Consider the following 24,181-nt stretch of genomic DNA (forward strand, 5'->3'; position numbering starts at 1 on the left):
ACCCGTGAGGCTACGGTCCCTGCTCGCCTGCGCCGCCGTGCTGGTCACCACGTCGGCGGCGCTCTGCCCGGCGCCCGCCCTGCGCGCCGACGCCCGCGGCCCCTCGGGGCCGCCCGTCCCGCCGGACGGCTCCGGAGCGGTGAGAACCCGTTCCAAGGAGGCCCTCGGCCCCGTCATCAGCGACGCGCTGGTGAAGGAGATCCAGGCGAAGACCCGGGTCCGCTCCATCATCCAGCTCAAGCCGGGCGAGAACGTGCGGGCCGTCGCCAACGACATCGAGGAGGCGTCCGAGGGCGGCCGGGTGCTCAAGGCGAACGGCTCCCCCAACTTCTTCGTGGCCGAGGTCGACCAGCGCACGCTCGCCGAGCTGCGGAAGGACCACCGCGTCCAGGCCGTCTACAAGGACGAGCTGAGCGCCGCGACCCCGCTCAACGCGTCCGCGCTGCCGCCCGGCCTCGACGTCAGCACCGACGTGATCGGCTCGAACCGGGCCAACGCCGCCGGCTGGACCGGCCGCGGCGCGACCGTCGCCGTCCTCGACACGGGGATCGACCGCGACCACCCCTTCCTCGCCGGCCGTGTCGTCGGCGAGGCCTGCTTCTCCTCCGCCGACCCCGGCAACGGCACGGTCTCGCTCTGCCCGAACCGCCGGCCGAGCCAGACCGGCGCGGGGGCGGCCGACGCGAAGACGGCCCAGTGCGTCGTGAACAGCGTCAACGCCTGCTCCCACGGCTCCCACGTGGCCGGGATCGCGGCCGGCCGCCTGGCCGCCGGCGCCCCCTCCGACGGGGTGGCCCCAGGGGCGGGCATCCTCGCCGTCCAGGTCTTCAGCCGGCTGGACAATCCGCTGGTCTGCACCGCCCTCGGCGGCCGGGCGCCCTGCTTCCTCAGCTACGCCTCCGACCAGAAGCTGGCCCTGGAGTACGTGGCACGGGTGGCGAAGAGCCACAACGTCGCCGCCGTCAACATGAGCCTCGGCGGCGGCGGGCCGTTCACGCGCGCCTGCGACGCCGACCCGGCCGCGTCGGCGCTCAAGCCCGAGTTCGACGTGCTGGCGGGGCTCGGGGTGGCCGCGGTGGTGGCCGCCGGCAACGACGGCTCGGCCGGCGTCGCCGCCCCGGCCTGCATCTCCACGGCCGTCGCGGTGGGGGCCAGCGACGCCCGGGACGAGCTGACCCCGTTCACGAACCGGGGCCCGCTCGTGGACCTGTTCGCGCCGGGGGTGGCGATCCGCTCGTCGGTGCCCGGGGGGACGTACGAGGAGAAGAGCGGCACCTCCATGGCCGCGCCGCACGTCGCCGGCGTGTTCGCGCTGATGAGGCAGGCATATCCCGGCTTCTCGGTCGCGCAGACCCTGGAACGCCTGAAGACCACGGGCCGCGGCCTGCGGTACCCGGCGGGCCGCACCACGGTCACCACGGCCCGCGTCGACGCCGAACAGGCCACCGCCACCGCCACCCGCTCCGCCGCCTGACACTGGGGGCAGGGTTCGCCCCGTCCCTCATCCGTAGAGCTCCGACAGGCCGATCAGCCGTACGTCGCCGGGCATGTCCCGCTGGAAACCGGCGCCGCCGTAGCAGGCCAGCACGGTGTCCCGGGTGTCGTACCCCCTTGACCGCCAGCAGGTCGCGCGCCCTCCTCAGCCGGTCCGCGTGTCCCAGGGTCAGCACCTTGTCCCACTTGACCTCCCCGAGCGACAGCACCCGGCGCGGCCGGCCGTGCTCCTCAGGAGCGAGGACCGCGACGTCCACCTCGACCCGGGTGCGGTTGTGCGGGTCTGCCACGGTGCCGGCGGCCACCGCTCCCGGCAGGTCGCCGAAGACCTCGGGTCCGGCCAGCGTCGCCCACTCGCGGCACAGACTCTCGAAGTGCGGCCCCACCACCTGCGACAGGAAGCGCGACCGGGAGCGGATGCCGGTCTCCTCGGCCAGGAGGTACCGGGCCTCGCGGAACAGCGGCATCTGCCTGTTGAGCACGGTCCGCAGCACCCACCCGCCGAAGTCGGCCATGGAGGCGGGGGCTCGTCGCGGTTCTGCACAGTTCTACATTCATCCGAGAAGGCGTACGAAGTGCCCGGACACGAACGGAAATGTGTCGCTTAGGGTGAGTTGTATGGACGCAGGCAAGGCGATCTTCGAAACCGTCGACAAGCTTCGCCAGCGGCGCACCGGCCCGCTGATCCTGGAGCTCGATCTCACCGAGGGCGTCACGGAAGGGCCGCCGACGGATCCGCTGGCCGCCGTGTTGTCCATGCGCAAGACGCGCCTCGCGGACGTCATCGGCGGGCTGCGGCGGGCGCGGCGGGACTCCCGGGTGAAGGGGCTGGTCGTCAGGATCGGCGGGCAGCCGCTGGGGCTCGCCATGGTGCAGGAGCTGCGCCAGGCGGTTCTCCACTTCCGGGCCAGCGGGAAGCTGACCGTCGCGTTCGCCGAGACGTTCGGCGAGTTCGCGGGCGGCACCGTGCCCTACTACCTGGCGAGCGCCTTCGAGCGGGTCTACCTGCAGCCGAGCGGGGACGTCGGGCTCACCGGCGTCGCGGTGGAGCAGCGCTTCCTCAAGGGCGCGCTGACCAAGCTGGGCGTCGGCTACGAGCTCGGCCAGCGGCACGAGTACAAGACCGCCGCCAACACCTTCACCCAGGACCACATGACCGAGCCGCACCGCGAGTCGATCGGCCGGATCGTGGAGTCGATCACCGAGACCGTGATCGGCGGGATCGCGGAGGGGCGGCGGCTGGACCCGGGCAAGGTGCGCGAGCTGATCGACCGGGGCCCGTTCACGGCCTCCGAGGCGCACGAGGCCGGGCTGGTGGACGGGCTGGCGTACCGGGACGAGGTGTACGACGAGCTCAAGCGGGCGGCGGGCGCGGAGGCCAACCTGCTGTACGTCTCCCGCTACGCGCGGGCGGCCACCGTCAGGAAGCTGCCGCACCCCGGGGCCGACGGGATCGCGCTCGTCCACGGCATCGGCATGATCAAGACGGGCCGCAGCGGCCGCAGCCCGCTCGGCGGCGGCGGGGCCATGGGCTCCGACACGATCAGCGCCGCGCTGCGCGCGGCCCGCCGCGACGAGCACGTCAAGGCCGTGGTGTTCCGGGTGGACAGCCCCGGCGGCTCGTACGTGGCCTCCGACACGGTCTGGCGCGAGGTGTCGCTGACGCGGAAGGTCAAGCCGGTCATCGTCTCTATGGGCGACCTGGCGGCCTCCGGCGGCTACTTCGTGGCGATGGCCGCCGACGTGATCGTGGCCCAGCCTGGGACGCTGACGGGGTCGATCGGCGTGTACGGCGGCAAGCCGGTCTTCGCCGACCTCCTCCAGCGGATGGGGATCAGCACGGAGATGGTGGCCGAGGGGGCCAACGCCGGCATGTTCTCCACCTCGCGCGCCTTCTCCCCCGAGCAGTGGGACCGGATCAACGCCTGGCTCGACCGCATCTACGACGACTTCGTGAGCAAGGTGGCGAGGAGCCGGGACCTCAGCCGCGAGCGTACGCACGAGCTGGCCCGCGGCCGGGTCTGGACCGGCGCGGACGCGCGGGCCAACGGCCTGGTGGACGAGCTCGGCGGCCTGGAGGACGCCCTGGCGATGGCCAGGAAGCGGGCCGGGCTGGGCGAGGACGCGCCGGTGCGGACGTATCCGCGGCTCAACCCGCTGGAGCGGCTGCGCGGCCCGGACTCCAGCGAGGACAAGTCCGCCGCCCTGGCCAGGATCCGCCTCGACGCCTGGGGGCCGCTGGCCCGTCTGTCGGCCGAGCTGGGCCTGCCCGCCGCCGGCCCGCTGATCCTGCCCGAGTGGTACACGATCCGCTGACCGGCGCGGGCCGCTACACCGGGCGGTAGCGGCCCCGCAGGCGGACCAGCGGCTGAAGCGTCGCGTCGACGTAGGTCACGCCCAGCACGGCGGCGATGAAGAGCGTGTGGTCGCCGGCCGGGACCACCTGCGTGGTCTCGGCCTCCAGCGCGGCCACCCCGCCCTCCACCACCAGCGCCTCCGTGTGCGCCCCCCGATGGTGCGGCAGCCCCGCCACCAGCAGGCGGGCGCTGGGCCTGCCCGGGGTGGCGAAGCGGCTGGCGACGGCCGCCTGCCCCGCCGACAGCAGGGAGGCGGCCCAGCGGTCCCGCCGGAGCATGACCTCGTGCAGGTAGCCGCCGCCGGCCAGGCTGACCAGCACGAGCGGAGGCTCCAGGGACACCGACAGCAGCCCCGACACGGTGGTGCCGAGGTCGTCGCGCCCGTCGCGCACGGTCACGACGGCGACCCCGCCGGCGAGCTGCGCCATCGCCTCCGTGAACTCGCTCACCGCGCGCGCACGCCGATCAGGCCAGGCCGTTGGTGGTCAGCCATTCCTTGGCGACCGTGGCGGGCTCGTCCTTGTTGACGGAGATCTGCTGCATCATCTGGAGCAGCGAGTCGGTCGTCAGCTTGGCCGAGACGGAGTTGAGCGTGGTCCGGATCGTGTCGCTCGCGCCCGCCTTGAACAGCAGCGGCGTCACGTTCTGGGCGGGGAAGACGTTCTTGGTGTCCTGAAGGGGCACCAGGTTGTTGGCCGTCATCTTGGGGTCGGTGGTGAAGACGTTGCCGACCTGGATCGTGCCGTCCTTGAGTGCGTCGGCGGTGGTGGGGCCGGTCGGCTTCCACTCCTTGAACTCGATGCCGTAGACCTCCTTGAACCGGGCCTCCCAGCGCTTCTTGAACTCCGGCGGCCCTCCCACGGTGAAGGTCTTGGAGACCTTGGCGAGGTCCTCCATCGTGGTCAGGGACTGCTTGGCCTGGGTGTCCTTGGTGACCGACAGGCTGTCCTTGTCCTCGGCCGGGGAGGAGTCGAGGACCTCCAGTTCGGTGGGCAGCTTCTCCTTCAGCGCCGCGTTGACCTCGTCGGTCGAGGCGGCCGTGGCCTTGAGGTCGATGAAGGCGAGCAGGTTGCCGTTGTACTCGGGGACGATGGTCAGGCCGCCGCTCTTGACCTGGTCGTAGACCGCCTCGCGGCTGCCGATACGCGGCTTCTCCTCTACCTGCACGCCCTTGGACTCCAGCGCCTGGGCGTAGATCGAGGCGAGCAGCACGCTCTCGTCGAAGTCGAAGGAGCCGATGACGGCCTTGCCCGCGTCGGCGGCCCCGCCCGAGGCCGAGCCGCTGGGCGCCGCGCTGGGTTCGAGCGGGTTGCCCGCGTTGCCGGACCCGCCGCCACAGGCGGACAGCGCGAGCACCGCCGAGAGCAGCACCCCCGCGATGCCGTACGTGCGTCTCATCTTGCTATTCCCTTCTAAAGCGGGCGGTAATACAGGAGACTATCGGATTCTCTGTCGCCGGCTCACCCCCGGAGAGACCGCCACCCTCTGCGCGAGCGCGAACAAGATCTGCACAACAAGTGCGAACAGCACAATCAATACGGAACCCCCGACGACGCTCGCGTAATCCTTGGTCGCGAACCCGTCGATCACGTAACGCCCGAGCCCGCCCAGCCCCGTGTAGGCCGCCACCGTGGTCGTCGCCACGACCTGGATCGCCGAGAGCCGGCAGCCGAGCAGGATCAGCGGCAGTGCCACCGGCACCAGGGCCCGCGTCAGCACCTGGCCGCCGCGCAGCCCCATCCCGTACGCCGCGTCGCGCAGCTCGGGATCGGCCCCCCTGATGCCCTCGTACGTGTTGACCAGGATCGGCGGCACCGACAGCAGCACCAGCGGGATGATCACCGGCCAGATCGAGGCCGTGCCCAGCAGCAGCACGAACATCACCAGCAGGCCCAGCGTCGGCAGCGCCCTGGCCAGGTTCGCCGAGACGACCACGATCACCTCGCCGCGCCCGGTGTGCCCGATGAGCAGCCCGGCCGGCACCGCGATCACCACGGCCAGCGCCAGCGCCAGCGCCGAGAACTCCAGGTGCTCCAGCAGCCGCACGGGGATGCCGCCAGGACCCGACCAGTTGGCGGCCGTGCCGAAGAACTCGCCCAGCCAGGAGAAGAAGCTCGTCAGCCAGCTCACGTCGCCTGCCCCTTCCGCGCGCGTACCCAGGGGGTCAGCAGCCGCTGCGCCAGCACGATCAGCGCGTCGGCGACCAGCGCCAGCGCCACGATCAGCACGATGCCCACGATCACCGGCGGCATGAACGGGTTCTGGTACGCCCGCGTGAACAGCCCGCCGAGCCCGCCCTGCCCGATCAGCGCCCCCACGCTGACCAGGCTGATGCTGGAGACCGCGACCACCCGCAGCCCGGCCAGCACCACGGGCACCGCGATCGGCAGCTCGACCAGCAGCAGCCGGCGCAGCGGCGTGAAGCCCATCGCGACCGCCGACTGCCGCACGTGGTCGGGCACCGAGCGGAGCCCGTCCACGACGGCCGGGATGAGCACGGCCATGCCGTAGAAGGTGAGCGGGATGATCACCGTGGTCTGCGACAGCCCGGTCACCGAGATCAGCAGCATGAAGACCGGCAGCGACGGGAGCGCGTAGATCACGTTCATGAGGCCCGACGTGGGCTGGTAGAGCCAGCGCCAGCGCGCGCAGGCGAGGCCCAGCGGCAGCGCCAGCACCAGCGAGAGCACGATCGGCACCACGGACATCGTGAGGTGGTCGGTCAGCAGGTTGAGAATGCTGTCGGCCCGGCCGGTGTCCCAGTTGCGGCCGATCCACTCCCAGATGGAGGGAGGGCCGTCAGACATGGGCGGCCTCCGCGAGCGCCTGGTCCAGGGACTCCCTGGCGGCCACCCCGACGACCCTGCCCCCCTCGTCCACGGCCACCGCGCAGCCGGACGGCGACAGCAGCGCCGCGTCGAGGGCCGCCCGCATCGAGTCGCGGCCGTGCACGAACGTGCCGAAGCGCTCCAGCTCGCCGGGGCGCGCCCCGGAGGCCCAGCCGAGCGGCCGGTCGTCGCCGTCCACGACCAGCAGCCACGGCTCGGAGACGCCGCGCCCGGCCCCCTCCTTCACGGTCAGGTCCGTACGCAGCCGCAGCCCGTCGGTGGGGACGAACTGCAGCCGCCTGATGCCCCGGTCGTGCCCCAGGAACTCGCGGACGAAGTCGTCGGCCGGCTCCGTCAGCAGCGTCCTGGGGTCGGCGACCTGCGCCAGCCGCCCGCCCACGCGCAGCACGGCGACCCGGTCGCCGAGCTTGACGGCCTCGTCGATGTCGTGGGTGACGAAGACGATGGTCTTGCGCAGCTCCGACTGCAGCCGCAGCAGCTCCTCCTGGAGGCTGGTCCGCACGATCGGGTCCACGGCGCTGAACGGCTCGTCCATGAGCAGCACCGGCGGGTCGGCGGCCAGCGCCCGCGCCACGCCCACGCGCTGCTGCTGCCCGCCGGAGAGCTGGAACGGGTAGCGCCCCGCCAGCGACGGGTCCAGCCCGACGCGCTCCATCAGCTCCATGGCCCGGGAGCGGGCCTTCCTGCGGTCCCAGCCGAGCAGGTAGGGGACGGTGGCGATGTTGTCCACGATCTTGCGGTGGGGGAACAGGCCGGCCTGCTGGATGACGTAGCCGATGCCGCGCCGCAGGGTCGGCGGGTCGATGCCCTGGACCGGCGTCCCGTCGAGGAGGATGCGGCCCTCGCTGGCGTCGATCATGCGATTGATCATCCGCAGGGACGTCGTCTTCCCGCACCCGGAAGGGCCGACCAGCACGGTGATCTCCCCGGTGGGCGCCTCCAGGCTGAGGGAGTCGACCGCCACCGTGCCGTCCGGATAGCGTTTGGTGACAGCGTCGAATGTGATCACGCGTGACCTCTCGCTCGTGGCAGGGCCGCGGCCCCCGTGCCACGACCGCCGCATGATCTCTCGTGCACGACAGACTACGGCGAGGACTACGGGCGTGTCGTGCCGGGCTGCGCTTAAGCGCTTCACTGACCAGCCTTATTTACTTAAATCCGGATCTGGTAGTGCGCCGAACCTGTCGGTGTTGGCATGATTACCTCCACAATCTTCCTGACGCGCACCCCTCACACCCTCAGCGTCCGCACCCAGAGGATCCGGCCCCGTGTCCCAGCCGCTCACCGATCAGCGCCCACGCGCCGAACTGATCGCAGAGCTCTACGACCGCCATGCCGCCGGGCTGTTCGCGTACTGCGCCGACCAGCTTGGCGACCTCGGCTCCGCCTCCGACGTCCTGCTGGCGGTGCTCAACGCCGTCCCGGCCGCGGAGCCGCCCCGCGCCGCTCTCTACGCCTTCGCCCGCCGCGAGATCCTCCGGCGCGACGTCGTCTACGCCCCGCCCGCCGTGGACCCCCTCATCGACCCCGCGACCGCCCTCGTCGAACGCACCCTGCGCGAGCTGCGCCTCCACCAGCGCGAGGTGCTGGTGCTGCGCGCGGTCTGCGGACTCAGCAAGGCCGAGCTGGCCTGGGTGCTCGACGTCGCCCCCGACACCGCCGAGGAACTCGCCGCGGGAGCCGGGCACCGCTTCCGCCAGGCCCTCGGCACCGCGCTGGCCTCGATCGGCGCCCGCGTGCCCAAGCCCGTCGCCGACATCTACGGCGCGCTCGGCGTCGCGCCGCTCCAGGACGTGCTCGGCCGCCTCCCGTGGCCGCAGCCGCCCGGCGCGCTGCGCATCCACTTCGCCGGCTCGCGTACGGCCCAGCCCGCGCCGCTGTTCGTCAGACCGCGCTGGCCGAGCCCGCCGGTGTGGCCGCAGCCGCTGGCCGACGCCGACCCCGCGACCAGCACCGTGATCTTCCCGGCGGAGCTGCTGTCGCCGCCGCCGGCCTCGCGGGTGGCCGAGCACGAGGCCACCACGGCCCCGATGCCCAAGCTCCGCGGCCCGTTCGGCCCGCCTCCCGGCCTCACCCGGCCGCTCAGGGACCCGCTCGGGGCCTTCGACGCCCAGCGCGCCAAGCGGACGCCGGTCCCGCCGCCGCCCGGCGGCGAGCGGCCGTTCTTCATGGCCGCGCCGTCCGGAGACGGGCCGCAGCCGTTCGCCACCGGCGACGTGCTGCTGCCCAAGGACTCCCCCGAGCCGTACGCGACGGGCGACGTGCTGCTGCCGGGCGAGCCCTCGCCGTTCCCCCCACCGGCTCCGCCCGCCGGGCGGGGCGGGTTGCGCAGGCCGGAGCCGGTGCGCCGGCCCCAGCCGACCCCCGCCGACGACGTGCTGGTGCACAAGGGCCCGCCCCGCCCGCTCCAGCCCGGCGGCCCGCGGGAGGAGGAGGACGGCCCGCGGGAGGACGAGGGCCCGCGCGGGGAGACCGCGCCGCTGTTCCAGCCGCGCGCCAAGCCCGCCGAGCCGGTCTACCGCCTGCCGTGGGAGGACGAGCCCGCGGAGGGCGCGCGGAAGAACGCCCCGGCCAGGGACGCGCTGGACCCGCGCCCGGTCCGCGCCCGGCCCGTCCCGAAGCGCCGGCCCGAGCTGAAGCCGCGCCCGGAGAAGAAACGCCGCCGCAAGGAGCGCCACTACGACTGGGTCTGGGAGCTGGTCGGCTTCCTGGTCTGCGTGGCGATCGCGATGATCGTCTTCTTCTCCGTGCCCAACATGTTCAACCCGTAGACCCCTCCCGGGGGCCGGCTACGCGCCCAGCAGCGCCGCGAGCCGGTCCTCGTCGGAGAGGATGTCGAGCGCGACCACCCTGCCGCCGGCCACGGTGAACGCCATGACCGACATCGGCCGGCCCTCGGGCTCCGTGAGCACCCCGGCCACGCCGTTGACCAGCACCGGCCGCACGTACGCGGCGAAGCGCCGGAACATGAACGCCCGCCCGGCCACCTCGAGCGCCCCGCGCACCTCCAGCCAGGTCCGCGGCGCGCCGCCCGCGTCGGCCCGCAGCACCACGTCAGGATCGAGCACCGCGACCAGGGCGTCGAAGTCGCCGGCCCGCGAGGCGGCCATGAAGGCGTCCACGACCTCACGCTGCCGGGCCAGGTCGGGGTCCGGGGTCACGGCGGCGTCCCGCACCCGGCGGCGGGCCCGGCTGGCGAGCTGCCGGGTCGCGGCGGGGGTGCGGTCCACGACCGGCGCGATCTCGTCGAACGGCACCGCGAACATGTCGTGCAGCACGAACGCCAGCCGCTCGGCCGGCTCCAGCGTCTGGAGCACCACGAGCAGCGCCAGCCCCACCGAGTCCGACAGCAGCGCCTCGTGCTCGGGGTCCACGCCGCCGGCCGGGCTCACCACGGGGTCGGGCATGCCCGGCTCCAGCGGCTCCTCGCCGCGGGTGCGGCGGGAGCGCAGCAGGTTGAGGCAGACGCGCCCCACGACCGTGGTGAGCCAGCCGCCCAAGTTCGCCACGTCGCTGGTGTCGGCGCGCTCCAGCCGCAGCCACGCCTCCTGCACCGCGTCGTCCGCCTCGCTGAGCGAGCCCAGCATCCGGTACGCCACCGCACGCAGATGATCCCGGTGCGCCTCGAATATGGCGGTCAGTTCTTTTTCTTCGTTCATCGGTCACATTCTCCTTCGCCGCCGGTTCAGAGCGAGTGAGAGACCGTCAACCGGAGAACGTGGAGACCACCAATGGAAGCACGCATGGGCAACCCCGCCTTCGTCGTCCCCGGCGCGATGCAGGCGCTCCAGGCACTCGGCAAGAGCGTGGCGGGCGCCGGGCTGCCGAAGGAACTGCTCGACCTCGTCTACATGCGCGCCAGCCAGATCAACGGCTGCGGCGTCTGCCTGGAGCTGCACGGGCGCGACCTGAAGAAGAACGGCGAGAGCGACGAGCGGGTGTGGGCGCTGGCCGGCTGGCGCGACGCGCCGTGGTTCAGCGACGCCGAGCGGGCCGCCCTGGCGCTCACCGAGGCCGTCACCCGGCTGGCCGACCGGCCTGAGGCGGTGTCCGACGCGATCTGGGACGAGGCCGCCCGCCACTTCGACGAGCGTCAGCTCGGCGGCCTCGTCCTGGCGATCGCCTCGATCAACGTGTGGAACCGGCTCAACGCCTCCACCCGGCAGGTCGCCGGCGCCTGGACCCCTTAACCGGCCGACAGGACCAGGCCGCTGGTCGGCACGCCGGTGCCCGCCGTGACCAGGACGTTCGCGACGCCGCCGAGCTGGTTGGCGGCGGTGCCGCGGATCTGGCGGACCGCCTCGGCGATGCCGTTCATGCCGTGGATGTACGCCTCCCCGAGCTGCCCGCCGTGCGGGTTGACCGGGAGGCGGCCGTCCAGCTCGATGCCGCCGTCCGCGATGAAGGCGGGCGCCTCGCCCCGGCCGCAGAAGCCCAGCTCCTCAAGCTGGGCCAGGACGAACGGGGTGAAGTGGTCGTACAGGATGGCGGTCTGGATGTCGGAAGGGGACAGGCCGGACATCTCCCAGAGCCGCCGTCCGACGACCCCCATCTCCGGCAGGCCGCTCATGTCGTCCCGGTAGTAGCTCGTCATCATCAGCTGCCCGGCGGCCGAGCCCTGGGCCGCCGCCGTGACGACGGCGGGCGACCTGCGGAGGTCGCGGGCGCGCTCGGCCGAGGTGACCACCAGGGCCACCGCGCCGTCGCTCTCCTGGCAGCAGTCGAGCAGGCGCAGCGGTTCCACGATCCAGCGCGAGGACTGGTGCTCCTCCAGCGTGATGGGCCGGCCGTGGAACCAGGCGGCGGGGTTGGTGGCGGCGTGCCGGCGCATGGCCACCGCGACCCTGCCGAAGTCCTCCGACGTGGCGCCGAAGGTGTGCATGTAACGGCGGGCGAACATGGCGACCCAGGCCGCCGGCGTCATCAGCCCGAACGGCACGTGCCAGCTCATCTCCAGCCCCTGCGAGGTCGGCTGGCCGCCGAGACGGGCGTCCGGCTGGCCGAAGCGGCGGCCCGAGCGCTCGTTGAAGGCCCGGTAGCAGACGACCGTGCGGGCCATGCCGGTGGCCACGGCCATGGCCGCGTGCGCGACCGTCGCGCAGGCCGCGCCGCCGCCGTACTCGACGCGGGAGAAGTACGTCAGGTCGCCGACGCCGACCTCGCGGGCGACCGCGATCTCCTGGTTCGTGTCCTGGCTGAAGGTGACCAGGCCGTCCACGTCGGCCGGCGACAGCCCGGCGTCGTCCAGCGCCGCGAGCACGGCCTCGGCGGCCAGCCGCAGCTCCGAGCGCCCGGACTCCTTGCTGAACTCGGTGGCGCCGATGCCGGCGAGCGCCGCGCGTCCGCTCAACACGGGTCCTCCCCCTCGGGCAGGGTCAGGGTGACGGCGCCGACCGCGTGGTCGCCGAGGCTGACCGCGCCGCGCACCTCGACCGTCAGCTCGCCGTCCGCCCGCGAGACGACCTTCCCGGTGAAGCTCAGCCGGTCCCCCGCGTACGCCGGGACGCCCAGCCTGACGTCGATGCGCCGGATGACCGCCGCCGGGCCCGCCCAGTCGGTGACGTACCGTTCGACCAGCCCCATCGTGGTCAGGATGTTGAGGAAGATGTCCTTGGAGCCCTGCGCGCGGGCCAGCGCCGGATCGTGGTGCACCGGCGTGGGGTCCATCGTGGCGAGGGCCGTGGAGACGACCAGGGTCGGCGTCAGGTCGATCGACAGTTCCGGCAGCACGTCCCGCTCCCCGCTCATGGCTCCCCCGGCGTCCACATCGGCAGGACGAGCTCGTCGTCCATCGTCCGGTACGTCACCCGCAGCGGCATCCCGACCGCCACCTCCTCGATCGGGCAGTCCACGATGTTGCCCACGACCCTGACGCCCTCCGGCAGCTCCACCACGCCCACCACGAACGGCGTCTCCCGCCCCGGCACCGGCGGCCGGTGGTGGACGACGTAGCTGTAGAGGGAGCCGTGGCCGCTCGCGACGGCGTACGAGCGGTTCGCCGAGCGGCACTGCGGGCACAGCGGTCCCGGCGGATGGCGCGGCAGGCCGCAGTCGGCGCAGCTCTGGACGCGCAGCTCGCCCTGGCGCACGCCCTCCCAGAAGAAGGCGGTGTCCTGGTTGACGGCGGGCCGCAGCGGATAGGGCTCCCGCTTCGGCTTCTTCTCCCGTGGGCGGAACTTCAGGACGCGGAACATCATCTCGGCCACCGGCTCGTCGTCGCCGGCGTACCAGGTGACGGTCCAGGTGGCGAAGAAGCCGACCCCGAGCGCGGTCCGTTTGGGGCCGGCCAGGCCGGTGAAGCGGGTGGCGGGGGTCAGGACCTCGCCCACGCGGGCGTAGCGGTGGTGGACCTGCTCGCAGTTCGTGGCGACGACGCCCGTGTAGCCGGAGGCGTCGAGCGCGGCCATGAGGTCGTCCACCGGCGAGCGGTCCTTGGGCCGGTCGCGCAGGCCCGGCATGGTCCACACCTGCGCCATCGCGGGCGGGGCGAGACCGCGCTCCAGGTAGGCGGGGTTCTCGTCGCCCATGGCGGCGAGCCAGTGGCGGATCATCGGGACGTTCACCGGGTCGGCGGCGGGCGTGCCGCGCAGCTCCCCCAGCGCCGTCTGCTTGGCGGCGAGCTCGTGCAGCTCCTCGTCGGTCAGCTTCATCGGGGCGGCCTCGGCAGGCTCAGGCCGAGCATGGCGATCAGCTCCCGCTGCACCTCGTTGACGCCGCCGCCGAACGTCAGCACCACCGCGCCCTTCGCCCCGACGTCGACCCGCTCGATGAGCTCGGCCGTCTCCGGGTCGGCGGGGTCGCCGTGGCGGGCCAGCACGTCGCCGACGATCCGGCCGGCCTCCTGCATCCGCTCCGAGCCGTAGATCTTCGTGGCCGAGGCGTCGGGCGCGCCCAGCCAGCCGAGGTCCATGTTGGCCGCGACCTGCCAGTTGAGCAGCTCGTTCGTCCGCAGGGCCGCCCACACGCGGGCCAGGGCGCGGCGCACGTCGGGCTCGCCGTCCAGGCCGGTACGGCGGGCCCAGGCCCGGAACCGGTCGTAGGTCTGGCCGAGGTTTCCCGCGGGGCCGAGCGTCACCCGCTCGTGGTTGAGCTGGTTGACGATCAGGTCCCAGCCCTTGTCCACCTCGCCGACCACCATGTCCACCGGGACGCGGACGTCGGAGTAGTAGGTGGAGTTGGTGTGGTGGCGGCCGTCCATGGTGACGATCGGGGTCCAGGAGTAGCCGGGATCGTCCGTGGAGACGATCATCATGGTGATGCCCTTGTGCTTCTTCGCCTCGGGGTTCGTCCGGGCGGCCAGCCAGATGTACTGCGCGTAGTGCGCGCCGCTCGTGAAGATCTTCTGGCCGTTGACGACGTAGTGGTCGCCGTCGAGCACCGCCGTCGTCCGCAGGGACGCCAGGTCCGTGCCGGCCTCGGGCTCGCTGTAGCCGATCGCGAAGTGGCACTCGCCGGCCAGGATGCGCGGCAGGAAGAAGTCCTTCTGCTCGCGGGTGCCGTACTGCATGAGCGTCGGGCCCACCGTCTGCACCGTGATGATCGGGTACGGCACGCCCGCGCGGGCGATCTCGTTGGCGAAGATCTGCTGCTCCAGAGGGCCGTAGCCGGCGCCGCCGTACTCCTTGGGCCAGCCGAGGCCGAGCTTGCCGTCCCGGCCGAGGAGGCGGCAGTGCTCCATGTACGCCCCGCCGAACGGGTCCTCGGCGATCGCCCGCCGGTCCTCTTCGGTCAGGCAGCCCTGGAAGTACGCGCGCAGCTCGTCGCGGAGCCTGCGCTGCTCCGGGGTGAGGTCGATGTGCATCAGACGAGCGCTCCGATCAGGTCGAGCTGGGCGCCGGCGCCGCCGAGCAGATAGGACAAGTGCTTGGCCTGGGCGAAGTAGCGGTGCAGCGGATAGGTGACGTCGAGGCCGAGGCCGCCGTGCAGGTGCTGGCAGGTGTGCAGGGCCTTGACCGCCTCGGCCGCGTGGTAGGCGGCGAGCGCGAGGTCCTCCTCGGCCGGCAGGCCCTCGCCGAGCCGCCAGAGCGCCGACCACATGGCGACGTCGAGGGCCCGGCCGGCGATGTAGACGTCGGCGATCTGCATGGTCACGGCCTGGAACTCGGCCAGCGCGCGGCCGAACTGCCGTCTCGTCCTGATGTGGGCGGTGGTCAGCTCCAGCGCCCCGGCGAGCACGCCGCTCGCCTGGGCGGCGACGGCGGCGGTGTGGAGGCGGCGGACGTCGGCGGCGGCCTCCGGCCCCGCCACCCGCTCGGCGGGGGCGCCGTCGAGCACGACGGTGGCGGCGGGCTCGCCGGTCGAGGTGCGCTCGGGGGCGGTGGCGGGATCCTCGACCAGGAACAGGCCCTCGGCGGCGGTCACCAGCGCCGCCGCTCCCGGGTACATGACGGTGACCTTGCGCCCGGTGAGCGTCCAGCCCCCGCCGTCCTCGCGGGCGGCCGTCTCCGGTGGTGCGGCCAGCGCGCGGCCGGGCTCCCGCACCGCGAGCGCGATCCCGCCGGCGTGCCGCCGCTGCCGCTCCTGCGTGCCGTGGCGGGCCAGGGCCAGGGTGCCCGCCAGCGCGGGCAGCCCGGGGACCGCCGCCGCCTTCGCGCCCACCTCCCGCAGCACCACGGCCATCTCCACCGGCCCGAGCCCCGCGCCGCCCGCCTCCTCCGGCACGCACAGGCTCAGCAGGCCGGCCTGCCGCAGCCGCTCCTCGTCCGCGTCCTTGGCCAGCACGTCGGCGGCCAGTCTCCGCACGTCCTGCTGGGTCTCGTCCAGGTTGAAGTCCACGTCTCGTCCCCTACGTCTCCAAGAGGTGCTGCCTGCCGTGCCGTACGAACTCCTCCTCGATGGCCTTCACGTCCGCGCCGGTCAGCGGGCGCAGCCCGGACGGGGTGCGCCACCACACCGGGTCGCCGGTGCGCCACCCCTCGCGGGCGAGGACCCGCTTGACGACCTTGTGCGACGGCGTCTGCGGCAGCCGGCCGGCCACGCGGACGTACCGGGGCAGGGACTTGGCGCCGAGGTCGGGACGGGCGGCCAGGAAGGCCGTGAACGCCTCCGGGTCGAACCCGCCCTCCAGCACCAGCGCCGCCATCACCTGGTCGCCGGCGGCCGCGTCGGGCACCGGGTAGACCGCCGCCTCCACCACGCCGGGGAACTCGCGCAGGGCGGCCTCGACGGGGGCCGCCGACAGGTTCTCGCCGTCCACGCGCAGCCGCTCGGTGCCGCGCCCGGCGAAGAACACGTGGCCGGCCGCGTCCCGCCAGGCGAGGTCGCCCGACCAGAACGCGCCGTCGCGCACCCGCTCGGCGTCGGCCTCGGGGTCGTTGTAGTAGCCCTCGAACAGGCCCAGCCCGGTGGTGTTGACCAGCTCGCCGACGGCCTCGTCCGGGTTGAGCAGGCGGCCGTCCTCGACCCGGCCAGGCGGGCAGGGCTCGCCGGTGGACGGGTCGAGTATCGCCACGCCCTCGGGCAGGCGGCCGAGGCTGCCGGGCGGGCCCGCCGGGTCGGGGCTGATCGAGACGGCGGTCTCGGTGGAGCCGAAGGCGTCGATGACGTGGCAGCCGTACCGCTCGCCGAAGCGCCTGATCGCGACGGCGCTGCCCTCGTTGCCGAAGGCGAGTCTCAGCGGGTTGTCGGCGTCGTCGGGGCGTTCGGGGGTGGCCAGGGCGTAGGAGAGCGCCTTGCCGACATAGTGGAGGTACGTGCAGCCGTACCGGCGGACGTCGGGCAGCAGGCCCGAGGCGGAGAAGCGGCGGCGCAGCGCCAGGGCGGCCCCGGAGGCGACGGCGGGGGCGTAGGCCGCCATGAGGGCCCCGGAGTGGAACAGCGGCATCGAGCAGTAGACGACGTCGTCCGGGGTGAGCAGGGCGCCCAGGCTGGTGCCGGGGACGGCGAGCTTGCGCTGGGTGACGCGGACGGCGCGGGGGCGGCCGGAGGTGCCGGAGGTGAAGATCAGCAGCACCAGCTCACCGGGGTCGGGCGCGCGTCCGGGCAGCGCCCCCGGCCCCCCGTCCGGTCCGGTCGCGTCGGACAGCGGGCGGGCGGGCAGGCCCAGGGAGCGGGCCAGGTCCTCGTACGGGTCGTCGTACAGGACGAGCCCGACGTCGGTCGCGCGGGCGTCGCGGGCCAGCTCGGCCGCCGGCCGGGTCGGGTTCAGCGCGACGACCGGACGTCCGGCCAGCGCCGCGCCGCCCACCAGGAAGAGCAGGCCGGGCACGTTGTCGCTGAGCACCGCGGCATGCGAGCCGGTGCCGCGGCGGGCCAGCCAGGAGCCCGCCGCGCGGCAGGCGGCGACGTGCTCGCGCCACGTCCAGGTCGTGTCCTCGAACAGCAGGCCAGGTCGTCCGTCCTCGGCCCGTGCGGTCAGCAGGGCCGCGAGGGTGTTCGCGGTCATGCCGCCTCCACACCAAGCGCTCGGTCAGCAGAACGCAAACTAGAACAGATTCTAATTGCTGTCCAGTAGCCAATCATGCCGAAAAGTCGCGATATATCCCTGTAACGCTGCAGACATGGGCCGATAAGGGTTCTTTGTGACCGCCGAGTAACAAGCCACGGTACCGAGAAATCAGATAACGTGTTCTTATGCGCACCCCGTCCGCGACGGTCGCCACCTCCTCCGACGGCGAGGGAAGCGTCCGCTCGCGCAGCCAGACCCAGCGCCGCAAGCGCATCGTCCAGGCCGCCGCCGCCCTCGCCTCGCGCGGCGGGGTCGAGGCCATGCAGATGCGCACGGTCGCCGAGCGGGCCGGCGTCGCCCTCGGCACGCTCTACCGCTACTTCCCGTCCAAGATGGACCTCGTGGTGGCGGTCGTCGGCGAGGAGATCGACCTGCTGGAGAGCAGCATCGAGCGCCGCCCGCCGGGCGCGGCCACACCCGAGGGCCGGGCCGTCGACGTGCTCATGCGCGCCACCCGCGGGCTCATGCGCGAGCCCGAGCTGGCCGACGCGCTCATCCGCTCGCTGATCCTGGCCGAGGTGCAGACGCCGTTCGGCGACCGGATGGCCGGGCTGCTGCTGCGGGTCTCCGGCGAGGGGCTGAGCTTCGAGCAGGCGAGCGAGGAGCAGCGCGACCTCGCCGGGTCGCTGGCCGGCATCTGGGTGCACGAGCTGCTGGAGATGCTGCGCGGCCGGCGCACCTACGACGAGATCCAGCGCCGCATCGAGACCGCCGCCTCGCGCCTGCTCGCCGACATCTGATCGATCCCGCATCATGGATCGGATGAGGATGAAGGCGATCAGTCAGGACGCACTGGGCGGTCCCGACGTGCTGAAGCTGGTGGAGCTCGACCGGCCCGAGCCCGGCCCGACCGAGGTGCTCGTACGCGTGCGGGCGGCCGGGCTCAACCCCACCGACTGGAAGACCCGGGCCACCGGCGGGCTGCTGGGCACGCCGCCGCCGTTCGTGCTCGGCTGGGAGCTGTCCGGCGAGGTGGTGGCCTCGGGCGTCGGCCAGGTGCTCCACAAGCCGGGCGACGAGGTGTTCGGCCTGCTGCGCTACCCGCAGGGGCACGGCGCCTTCGCCGAATACGTCACCGCGCCCTCCCGGCACTTCGTCCGCAAGCCCGCCGGCCTCGACCACGTCCAGGCCGCCGGCATCCCGCTGGCCGCGCTGACCGCCTGGCAGGCCCTCGTGGACGTCGCCGGCGTGCGCGAGGGCCACCGCGTGCTGGTGCACGCGGCGGCGGGCGGCGTCGGCCATCTGGCCGTGCAGATCGCCAAGGCCCGCGGCGCCCACGTGATCGGCACGGCCAGCGCCGCCAAGCACGCCTTCCTGCGCGACCTCGGGGCCGACGAGCTGGTCGACTACCGCGCTCACGACTTCGCCGAGGTCGTCCGCGACGTGGACGTGGTGCTGGAGTCCGTCGGCGGCGACTACGGCCCGCGCTCGCTGCGCACCCTGCGGCCGGGCGGCACGATGATCTCGCTCGCCCTGAGCCGGATGGAGCCGGGGCTGCACGAGCGGGCGGCCGGGCTCGGCATCCGCTCCGAGGCCATGCTCGTGGAGCCCGACCACGCCGCCCTGCGGGCGATCGCGGCGCTGGCGGCGGCCGGGCGGCTGCGGGTGTCGGTCGCTGCGGTCCTGCCGCTGGAGGAGGCCGCCAAGGCGCACGAGATGGGCGAGACCGGCCGCACCACGGGCAAGATTGTTCTCACCGTCGGCGACTGAGACCGGGAATTGTCGGTGGCGGCGGCTATACAGGGAGCATGAGCGACAAGCCGACGAATGAGGATTTCCTCCAGCAGGCGGATCCCATGCGACGCGAGCTGCTGGCGCACTGCTACCGCATGACGGGTTCGGTGCACGACGCCGAGGATCTCGTGCAGGAGACCTATCTCAAGGCGTGGCGCGCCTACGACGGCTTCGAGGGCCGCTCCTCGCTGCGCACGTGGATGTACCGCATCGCCACCACCACCTGCCTGACGGCGCTGGAGAGCCGCGGCCGGCGTCTGCTGCCGAGCGGGCTGGGCGCGCCCAGCGCCGAGGCGAGCGCTCCCCTGGCCCAGGACCACGAGGTGCCGTGGCTGGAGCCGGTGCCCGACGCGCTCGCGGGCGTGGCGGGCGACGATCCGGCCACGATCGTGACGGCGCGCGAGAGCATCAGGCTGGCGCTGGTGGCCGCGTTGCAGCACCTGCCGCCCCGGCAGCGCGCGGTGCTCATCCTGCGCGACGTGCTCAGGTGGAAGGCCGCGGAGGTGGCCGAGGCCGTCGGTGTGTCCACCGCCGCCGTCAACAGCATCCTGCAGCGGGCGCGGGCCCAGCTCAGCGAGCGCTCGCCGAGCCTCGACGACCCGGTGGAGCCGCTCACCGCCGAGCAGCAGGTCCTGCTCGACCGCTACGTCGCCGCCTTCGAGAACTACGACGTGGACGACCTGGTGCACCTGTTCACCAAGGACGCGATCTGGGAGATGCCGCCCTTCACCGGCTGGTACCAAGGCCCGGAGTCCATCGCCGAGCTCACCAGGACGCAGTGTCCCGCCGAGCGCGCCGGCGATCTCAAGCTGGTGCCGACGGCGGCCAACGGGCAGCCGGCGTTCGCGGTCTACCTGCGCGAGGACGGCGGCTACCGGCAGTTCGCGATCATGGTGCTGACCCTGTCCGGCGGCGCGATCCGGCACGTGGGCATGTTCTTCGAGGAGGGGCTCTTCGAGATCTTCGGGCTGCCCGCCGCTCTGGCACCCCAGGCTTCCGCGACAAAGTAGAACGCGTTACTGTCTCTCCAGAGCATCGTTCTGGAGGCGACCGTGAGCACACCCGTGATCGTCGAAGCCGTCCGCACCCCCATCGGCAAGCGGGCCGGCTGGCTCGCCGGGCTCAAGCCGCAACAGGTTCTCGCCACCGCGCTCAACGGGCTGATCGAGCGGTCGGGTCTCGACCCCGCGGCCGTCGAGCAGGTCTTCGCCGGCTGCGTGACGCAGGCGGGCGAGCAGGGCGGGCACGTCGGCCGGGGCTCCTGGCTCTACGCCGGGCTGCCGCACCAGGTGGGCGTCACCACCGTCGACGCGCAGTGCGGCTCCTCGCAGCAGGCCGTGCACCTCGCCGCCGCCCTGATCGGCGCGGGCGTGATCGAGGTGGGCATCGGCTGCGGCGTCGAGGTGATGAGCCGCGCGCCGCTCGGCAGCAACGTGCTGCCCGCCAACCCGCGTCCCGACGACTGGGACCTCGACCTGCCCGACCAGTTCACCGCCGCCGAGCGCATCGCCGCGCGGCGCGGGCTCACCCGCGAGCGGCTCGACTGGTTCGGGGCGCGCTCCCAGCACCTGGCCGCCAAGGCGTGGGCCGACGGCCGCTTCGAGCGCGAGATCGTGCCGGTCGGCGGCGTCCGCAGGGACCAGGGCCTGCGCGAGACCACCGTGGACGGGCTGGCCAAGCTCAAGCCGGTGGTGGAGGGCGCGCTGCACACGGCGGGCACCTCGTCCCAGATCTCCGACGGCGCGGCCGCGGTGCTGGTGATGAGCGAGGAGGCGGCGCGGCGGCACGGCCTGCGCCCCCGTGCCCGCATCCGGGCGCAGGCGCTGGTCGGCGCGGAGCCCTACTACCACCTCGACGGGCCCGTGGACGCGACCGCCAAGGCGCTGGCCGACGCCGGGATGACGATCGGCGACATCGACCGGTTCGAGGTGAACGAGGCGTTCGCCTCCGTCGTGCTGTCGTGGGCGAGCGTGCACGAGCCCGACCTGGACCGGGTCAACGTCAACGGCGGCGCGATCGCCCTCGGTCATCCCGTCGGCGCGACCGGCGCGCGGCTCATCACCACGGCGCTGCACGAGCTGGAACGCGCCGACGCGACGACCGCCCTCGTCACCATGTGCGCGGGCGGCGCGCTCGCCACCGCGACGATCCTCGAACGGATCGGTTGAGCTTGTGTCACGCAACACCCATAGCACTCGGTAAGGAATCGGGGAACAGTTCTCCCCCTCGTAAACGAGGGGGATTCCCACGGTCACCCGTGAGGGTTCCTGCTTCACTGCCGGTCGCCCGCCAGGAAGGGCTTCCCTTGAGGTCTTACACCAGCTCCACAGGCGTTTCAGCTCTCTGCCAGCCCGGCGGCGAGGGTGTTTCTGATCATTCGGCAGGTGGCTTGGTTGTCGCCACCGTCGAACACAATACCGAACCGTGCGGTGTCGTGCGGCGTTTCGACGGCGGTCCGCCTGGCGGCGGATCGCCTGCCCCTGCCCTGCTCCGCAGGGGTCCGATTCCTCCCCCGCCTGAAGGCGGGGGTTTCCTCGGAGGTATCCGATGAAGACCAGACGCCGGCCGTACGCGGAGCAGCGCCCGCAGGATCTCGGCGGCGGGGTGTGGAGCGTGCCGGTGCCGATCCCCGGCAGCCCGCTCGGCTACACCCTCGTCTACGCCGTCGAGTCGCCGAAGGGCCCGGTGCTGGTCGACGCCGGCTGGAACCATCCGGAGGCGTGGCAGGCGCTGAGCGGCGGCCTCGCGACGCTCGGGATCGACGTGAGCACGGTGCGGGGGGTGGTCGTCACGCACTTCCACCCCGACCACGCCGGGCTGGCCGGCCAGGTCAGGGAGGCTTCCGGAGCCTGGATCGCGATGCACGAGAACGACGCGGCGATGGTCCGGCTCATGCACGACTTCGCCGGCGACGAGCACACGGCCTTCCAGTCCGACATGCTGCGCCGGGCCGGGGCCGATCCCAGCGAGGCGAGGGCGGCCTCGGGCGAGCGGCCGGCCCCGCCCGCGGTGCCCGACCGCGAGCTGCGCGACGGCGACCTCGTGGACCTGCCGGGGCGCAAGCTGCGGGCCGTCCACACGCCCGGCCACACCCCGGGGCACATCTGCCTGCACCTGGAGGACGCCGACCGGCTGTTCACCGGCGACCACGTGCTGCCCGACATCACCCCGCACATCGGCATCTATCCCTACGACCGCGAGGACGTCGATCCGCTGGGCGACTTCCTGGAGTCGCTGGAGCGGGTCGGCGAGCTGGGGACGCTCGACGCCCTCCCCGCCCATGAATGGATATTTCCGGATGTGGCGGCACGAGCCGCCGAGATCCGCCACCATCACGAGGAGAAGCTCGACGCGCTGCTCGCCCTCCTGGCCGGACAGCCCGAGCCGCAGACCATCTGGGAGGTCGCCGCGATGATGACGTGGAACAAACCATGGGACACCCTGCCCCCCATGCTGCGGGGCATGGCGGCCGGAGAGGCGGCGGCCCACCTGCGGACCCTTGAGGCCCGCGGCCGGATCCGCCGCCTGCCCGACGTCGAACTCGTCCGCTTCCAGGCTCTAGACTCCTAGACATCCGATGTCTAGGGGGAGAAGCGTGGCGGTCACCGACGCGGCCATCGACAAGATCAAGGAAATGATCGTCTCGGGCGAGCTCGCCCCTGGCGACCGGCTGCCGAAGGAGGCCGACCTGGCCGAGCGGCTCGGCCTCTCGCGCAACTCGCTGCGCGAGGCCGTGCGCGCACTGTCCCTCATCAACGTCCTCGATGTACGCCAGGGCGACGGCACCTACGTCACCAGCCTGGAGCCCGGCCTGCTCCTCGACACCATGTCGTTCGTGCTCGACCTGCACCGCGACGACACGGTGCTGCAGTTCTTCGAGGTCCGGCGCATCCTGGAGCCGGCCGCCACCGCGATGGCGGCCGAGCAGATGAAGGACGACGAGATCGAGGAGCTGCGGGTCATCCTGGAGTCGCTGCCCGAGCGGCCCACGATCGAGGAGCTGGTGGCCAACGACCTGCGTTTCCACCAGCGCATCGCCCAGGGGTCGGGCAACAGCGTGCTGTGCTCGTTCATCGAGAGCCTGTCGGGTCCGACGAACCGGGCGCGGATCTGGCGCGGGCTCACCCAGGAGGGCGCGATGCAGAAGACCCGCGAGCAGCACACCGCGATCTACGAGGCCATCGCCGCCCGCCAGGCCGACGTGGCCCGCTCCTGGGCCACGGTGCACGTGGCCGGCGTGGAGTCGTGGCTGCGCCGGGCGCTCGAACTCGACTGAGCCGCAACCGGACACACGTCGGAGGACTGGTGATGAGGAGGCGGGTAGAAACGGGGCGTGCCGGACAAACTTGAGCGATATCGCAGCAAGCGCGACGCCGCCCGCACGCCCGAACCCGTCCCTCCCGAGCCTCCGGCCGCCGGCGACGGCAACGCTTTCGTCGTCCAGGAGCACCACGCCCGGTCGCTGCACTGGGACCTGCGCCTGGAACGCGACGGCGTCCTCGTCTCCTGGGCCGTGCCCAAGGGCCTGCCCGCCGACCCCGGGACGGACCATCTGGCCGTCCACACCGAGGACCACCCCATGGAGTACCTCACCTTCCACGGCGAGATCCCCCAGGGCGAGTACGGCGGCGGCACCATGACCGTCTGGGACACCGGCACGTACGAGACGGAGAAGTGGTCCGACCGCGAGGTCAAGGTGGTGCTGCGCGGCACCCGCGCCTCCGGCCGGTTCGTGCTGTTCCGCACGCGCGGCAAGAACTGGATGATCCACCGCATGGACGAGGCGGTACGCGACCCGTTCCCCGCGCCCGGCCCGATGCTCCCTGCCGAACGCGCCCGCCCGCCCAGGGACGCCGCCGCGTACGCCTTCGAGTTCGCCTGGGGCGGCCGCCGCCTCCTGGTGCCGATCGACGGCGGCCGGACGGACGCCGCCCGCGAGCATCCCTGGCTGCGGCCCCTCGCCACGTCGTTCGGCAGCCGGAGCGCCCTCCTGGACGGCGAGGTCGTCACGCTCGGCGGGGCCGGGATCCTGGTCGTCTACGACCTGCTGTACGACGACGGCCACGCCCTGCTCGACCGCCCGTACGCCGAGCGCAGGGCCGCGCTGGAGGCGCTGGAGCTGCCGGGGACCCGCTGGCAGGTCGCCCCGTCGTGGCCCGGGGAGGCGGGGCCGGTGCGGCAGGCGGCCAGGGAGCAGGGGCTGCCGGGGGTGGTCGCGAAGCGGCTGGACTCTCCGTACGAGCCGGGTCCTTCGACGTCCTGGCTCTTCATTCCGTCCTGAGCGGAGGGTGCGGGATACT

24 protein-coding genes are annotated in these 24,181 nt (G+C 73.0%); 11 read left to right on the forward strand and 13 right to left on the reverse strand.

Annotated elements, in window-relative coordinates; translation table 11 throughout:
- Positions 1–4 precede the first annotated feature (4 nt).
- Positions 5–1,474, forward strand: coding sequence for a S8 family peptidase (locus Nocox_RS35535; protein ID WP_020544060.1), 1,470 nt, complete (start codon positions 5–7; stop codon positions 1,472–1,474).
- Here the strand turns inward: Nocox_RS35535 and Nocox_RS35540 are convergent.
- Positions 1,413–2,009 (reverse strand): hypothetical protein, encoded by a 597-nt coding sequence (locus tag Nocox_RS35540; RefSeq protein WP_157383139.1) that lies wholly within the window; start codon positions 2,007–2,009, stop codon positions 1,413–1,415. The two genes, Nocox_RS35535 and Nocox_RS35540, sit on opposite strands and share 62 nt — an antisense overlap.
- A 103-nt stretch (positions 2,010–2,112) precedes the next feature.
- Between Nocox_RS35540 and sppA the strand changes: the two genes are divergently transcribed.
- Complete coding sequence (sppA, locus tag Nocox_RS35545; protein WP_020544061.1) at positions 2,113–3,810, forward strand: signal peptide peptidase SppA; 1,698 nt, start codon at positions 2,113–2,115, stop codon at positions 3,808–3,810.
- Between the two features lie 13 nt (positions 3,811–3,823).
- Here sppA and Nocox_RS35550 read toward each other — a convergent pair whose 3' ends face one another.
- The 5 genes from Nocox_RS35550 to Nocox_RS35570 are packed head-to-tail and all read right to left on the reverse strand — an operon-like array spanning position 3,824 to position 7,709.
- Positions 3,824–4,300: a flavin reductase family protein gene (locus Nocox_RS35550; protein WP_020544062.1), complete on the reverse strand. Its 477-nt coding sequence runs from the start codon at positions 4,298–4,300 to the stop codon at positions 3,824–3,826.
- Between the two features lie 16 nt (positions 4,301–4,316).
- On the reverse strand, positions 4,317–5,249 hold the full coding sequence (locus Nocox_RS35555; protein WP_020544063.1) for an ABC transporter substrate-binding protein: 933 nt from the start codon (positions 5,247–5,249) through the stop codon (positions 4,317–4,319).
- 39 nt (positions 5,250–5,288) lie between these two features.
- On the reverse strand, positions 5,289–5,981 hold the full coding sequence (locus Nocox_RS35560; RefSeq protein ID WP_020544064.1) for an ABC transporter permease: 693 nt from the start codon (positions 5,979–5,981) through the stop codon (positions 5,289–5,291).
- Complete coding sequence (locus Nocox_RS35565; RefSeq protein WP_020544065.1) at positions 5,978–6,658, reverse strand: ABC transporter permease; 681 nt, start codon at positions 6,656–6,658, stop codon at positions 5,978–5,980. Before Nocox_RS35565 ends, Nocox_RS35560 begins: the two co-directional genes overlap by 4 nt.
- Positions 6,651–7,709: an ABC transporter ATP-binding protein gene (locus Nocox_RS35570; RefSeq protein WP_020544066.1), complete on the reverse strand. Its 1,059-nt coding sequence runs from the start codon at positions 7,707–7,709 to the stop codon at positions 6,651–6,653. Before Nocox_RS35570 ends, Nocox_RS35565 begins: the two co-directional genes overlap by 8 nt.
- A 259-nt stretch (positions 7,710–7,968) precedes the next feature.
- Between Nocox_RS35570 and Nocox_RS35575 the strand changes: the two genes are divergently transcribed.
- Positions 7,969–9,471, forward strand: a complete 1,503-nt coding sequence (locus Nocox_RS35575; RefSeq protein WP_026214511.1) for a sigma-70 family RNA polymerase sigma factor — start codon at positions 7,969–7,971, stop codon at positions 9,469–9,471.
- An 18-nt stretch (positions 9,472–9,489) separates the two neighbouring features.
- Here the strand turns inward: Nocox_RS35575 and Nocox_RS35580 are convergent, their stop codons facing one another.
- Complete coding sequence (locus Nocox_RS35580) at positions 9,490–10,359, reverse strand: sigma-70 family RNA polymerase sigma factor (RefSeq protein WP_026214512.1); 870 nt, start codon at positions 10,357–10,359, stop codon at positions 9,490–9,492.
- A 72-nt stretch (positions 10,360–10,431) separates the two neighbouring features.
- On the opposite strand from Nocox_RS35580, the gene Nocox_RS35585 reads away from it, so the two are divergent.
- Positions 10,432–10,890: a carboxymuconolactone decarboxylase family protein gene (locus Nocox_RS35585; RefSeq protein WP_026214513.1), complete on the forward strand. Its 459-nt coding sequence runs from the start codon at positions 10,432–10,434 to the stop codon at positions 10,888–10,890.
- On the opposite strand, the gene Nocox_RS35590 is transcribed toward Nocox_RS35585, so the two are convergent.
- The 6 genes from Nocox_RS35590 to Nocox_RS35615 are packed head-to-tail and all read right to left on the reverse strand — an operon-like array spanning position 10,887 to position 17,084.
- A complete protein-coding gene (locus Nocox_RS35590; protein WP_020544069.1) occupies positions 10,887–12,050 on the reverse strand; it encodes a lipid-transfer protein in 1,164 nt (387 codons plus the stop codon). The genes Nocox_RS35585 and Nocox_RS35590 overlap by 4 nt on opposite strands.
- Complete coding sequence (locus tag Nocox_RS35595) at positions 12,047–12,448, reverse strand: MaoC family dehydratase (protein ID WP_051112601.1); 402 nt, start codon at positions 12,446–12,448, stop codon at positions 12,047–12,049. The genes Nocox_RS35590 and Nocox_RS35595 overlap by 4 nt, the downstream gene beginning before the upstream one ends.
- Positions 12,445–13,350: a bifunctional MaoC family dehydratase N-terminal/OB-fold nucleic acid binding domain-containing protein gene (locus tag Nocox_RS35600; protein WP_020544071.1), complete on the reverse strand. Its 906-nt coding sequence runs from the start codon at positions 13,348–13,350 to the stop codon at positions 12,445–12,447. The genes Nocox_RS35595 and Nocox_RS35600 overlap by 4 nt, the downstream gene beginning before the upstream one ends.
- A complete protein-coding gene (locus Nocox_RS35605; protein ID WP_020544072.1) occupies positions 13,347–14,501 on the reverse strand; it encodes an acyl-CoA dehydrogenase family protein in 1,155 nt (384 codons plus the stop codon). The genes Nocox_RS35600 and Nocox_RS35605 overlap by 4 nt, the downstream gene beginning before the upstream one ends.
- Complete coding sequence (locus tag Nocox_RS35610; protein ID WP_020544073.1) at positions 14,501–15,475, reverse strand: acyl-CoA dehydrogenase family protein; 975 nt, start codon at positions 15,473–15,475, stop codon at positions 14,501–14,503. The genes Nocox_RS35605 and Nocox_RS35610 overlap by 1 nt, the downstream gene beginning before the upstream one ends.
- A gap of 10 nt (positions 15,476–15,485) precedes the next feature.
- Positions 15,486–17,084, reverse strand: coding sequence for an AMP-binding protein (locus Nocox_RS35615; RefSeq protein WP_020544074.1), 1,599 nt, complete (start codon positions 17,082–17,084; stop codon positions 15,486–15,488).
- Positions 17,085–17,272: 188 nt separating this feature from the next.
- Between Nocox_RS35615 and Nocox_RS35620 the strand changes: the two genes are divergently transcribed.
- The 7 genes from Nocox_RS35620 (at position 17,273) to Nocox_RS35650 (ending at position 24,162) form a co-directional block, all read left to right on the forward strand.
- Positions 17,273–17,887: a TetR family transcriptional regulator gene (locus Nocox_RS35620; protein ID WP_020544075.1), complete on the forward strand. Its 615-nt coding sequence runs from the start codon at positions 17,273–17,275 to the stop codon at positions 17,885–17,887.
- Positions 17,888–17,915: 28 nt separating this feature from the next.
- Positions 17,916–18,857 (forward strand): NADP-dependent oxidoreductase, encoded by a 942-nt coding sequence (locus Nocox_RS35625; protein ID WP_020544076.1) that lies wholly within the window; start codon positions 17,916–17,918, stop codon positions 18,855–18,857.
- Between the two features lie 38 nt (positions 18,858–18,895).
- Positions 18,896–19,891 (forward strand): sigma-70 family RNA polymerase sigma factor, encoded by a 996-nt coding sequence (locus tag Nocox_RS35630; protein ID WP_026214514.1) that lies wholly within the window; start codon positions 18,896–18,898, stop codon positions 19,889–19,891.
- 42 nt (positions 19,892–19,933) lie between these two features.
- The gene (locus Nocox_RS35635; RefSeq protein ID WP_026214515.1) at positions 19,934–21,049 is read left to right on the forward strand and encodes a steroid 3-ketoacyl-CoA thiolase; all 1,116 of its coding nucleotides are present in this window, start codon (positions 19,934–19,936) and stop codon (positions 21,047–21,049) included.
- 379 nt (positions 21,050–21,428) lie between these two features.
- Positions 21,429–22,451, forward strand: coding sequence for an MBL fold metallo-hydrolase (locus Nocox_RS35640; RefSeq protein ID WP_020544079.1), 1,023 nt, complete (start codon positions 21,429–21,431; stop codon positions 22,449–22,451).
- Positions 22,452–22,476: 25 nt separating this feature from the next.
- Positions 22,477–23,157: a FadR/GntR family transcriptional regulator gene (locus tag Nocox_RS35645; protein WP_020544080.1), complete on the forward strand. Its 681-nt coding sequence runs from the start codon at positions 22,477–22,479 to the stop codon at positions 23,155–23,157.
- A 57-nt stretch (positions 23,158–23,214) separates the two neighbouring features.
- Entirely contained in the window at positions 23,215–24,162 is a 948-nt protein-coding gene (locus Nocox_RS35650; RefSeq protein ID WP_020544081.1) for a DNA polymerase ligase N-terminal domain-containing protein, read from the forward strand.
- Positions 24,163–24,181 lie beyond the last annotated feature (19 nt).

This window comes from Nonomuraea coxensis DSM 45129, assembly GCF_019397265.1.
Taxonomy (GTDB): domain Bacteria; phylum Actinomycetota; class Actinomycetes; order Streptosporangiales; family Streptosporangiaceae; genus Nonomuraea; species Nonomuraea coxensis.

Coding starts and splice junctions, on each gene's coding strand:
- Nocox_RS35640 (WP_020544079.1), top strand. CDS start 21,429: ATGAAGACCAGACGCCGGCCGTACGCGGAGCAGCGCCCGCAGGATCTC.
- Nocox_RS35565 (WP_020544065.1), bottom strand. CDS start 6,658: ATGTCTGACGGCCCTCCCTCCATCTGGGAGTGGATCGGCCGCAACTGG.
- Nocox_RS35600 (WP_020544071.1), bottom strand. CDS start 13,350: ATGAAGCTGACCGACGAGGAGCTGCACGAGCTCGCCGCCAAGCAGACG.
- Nocox_RS35605 (WP_020544072.1), bottom strand. CDS start 14,501: ATGCACATCGACCTCACCCCGGAGCAGCGCAGGCTCCGCGACGAGCTG.
- Nocox_RS35555 (WP_020544063.1), bottom strand. CDS start 5,249: ATGAGACGCACGTACGGCATCGCGGGGGTGCTGCTCTCGGCGGTGCTC.
- Nocox_RS35580 (WP_026214512.1), bottom strand. CDS start 10,359: ATGAACGAAGAAAAAGAACTGACCGCCATATTCGAGGCGCACCGGGAT.
- Nocox_RS35540 (WP_157383139.1), bottom strand. CDS start 2,009: ATGGCCGACTTCGGCGGGTGGGTGCTGCGGACCGTGCTCAACAGGCAG.
- Nocox_RS35615 (WP_020544074.1), bottom strand. CDS start 17,084: ATGACCGCGAACACCCTCGCGGCCCTGCTGACCGCACGGGCCGAGGAC.
- sppA (WP_020544061.1), top strand. CDS start 2,113: ATGGACGCAGGCAAGGCGATCTTCGAAACCGTCGACAAGCTTCGCCAG.
- Nocox_RS35630 (WP_026214514.1), top strand. CDS start 18,896: ATGAGCGACAAGCCGACGAATGAGGATTTCCTCCAGCAGGCGGATCCC.
- Nocox_RS35620 (WP_020544075.1), top strand. CDS start 17,273: ATGCGCACCCCGTCCGCGACGGTCGCCACCTCCTCCGACGGCGAGGGA.
- Nocox_RS35625 (WP_020544076.1), top strand. CDS start 17,916: ATGAAGGCGATCAGTCAGGACGCACTGGGCGGTCCCGACGTGCTGAAG.
- Nocox_RS35595 (WP_051112601.1), bottom strand. CDS start 12,448: ATGAGCGGGGAGCGGGACGTGCTGCCGGAACTGTCGATCGACCTGACG.
- Nocox_RS35585 (WP_026214513.1), top strand. CDS start 10,432: ATGGAAGCACGCATGGGCAACCCCGCCTTCGTCGTCCCCGGCGCGATG.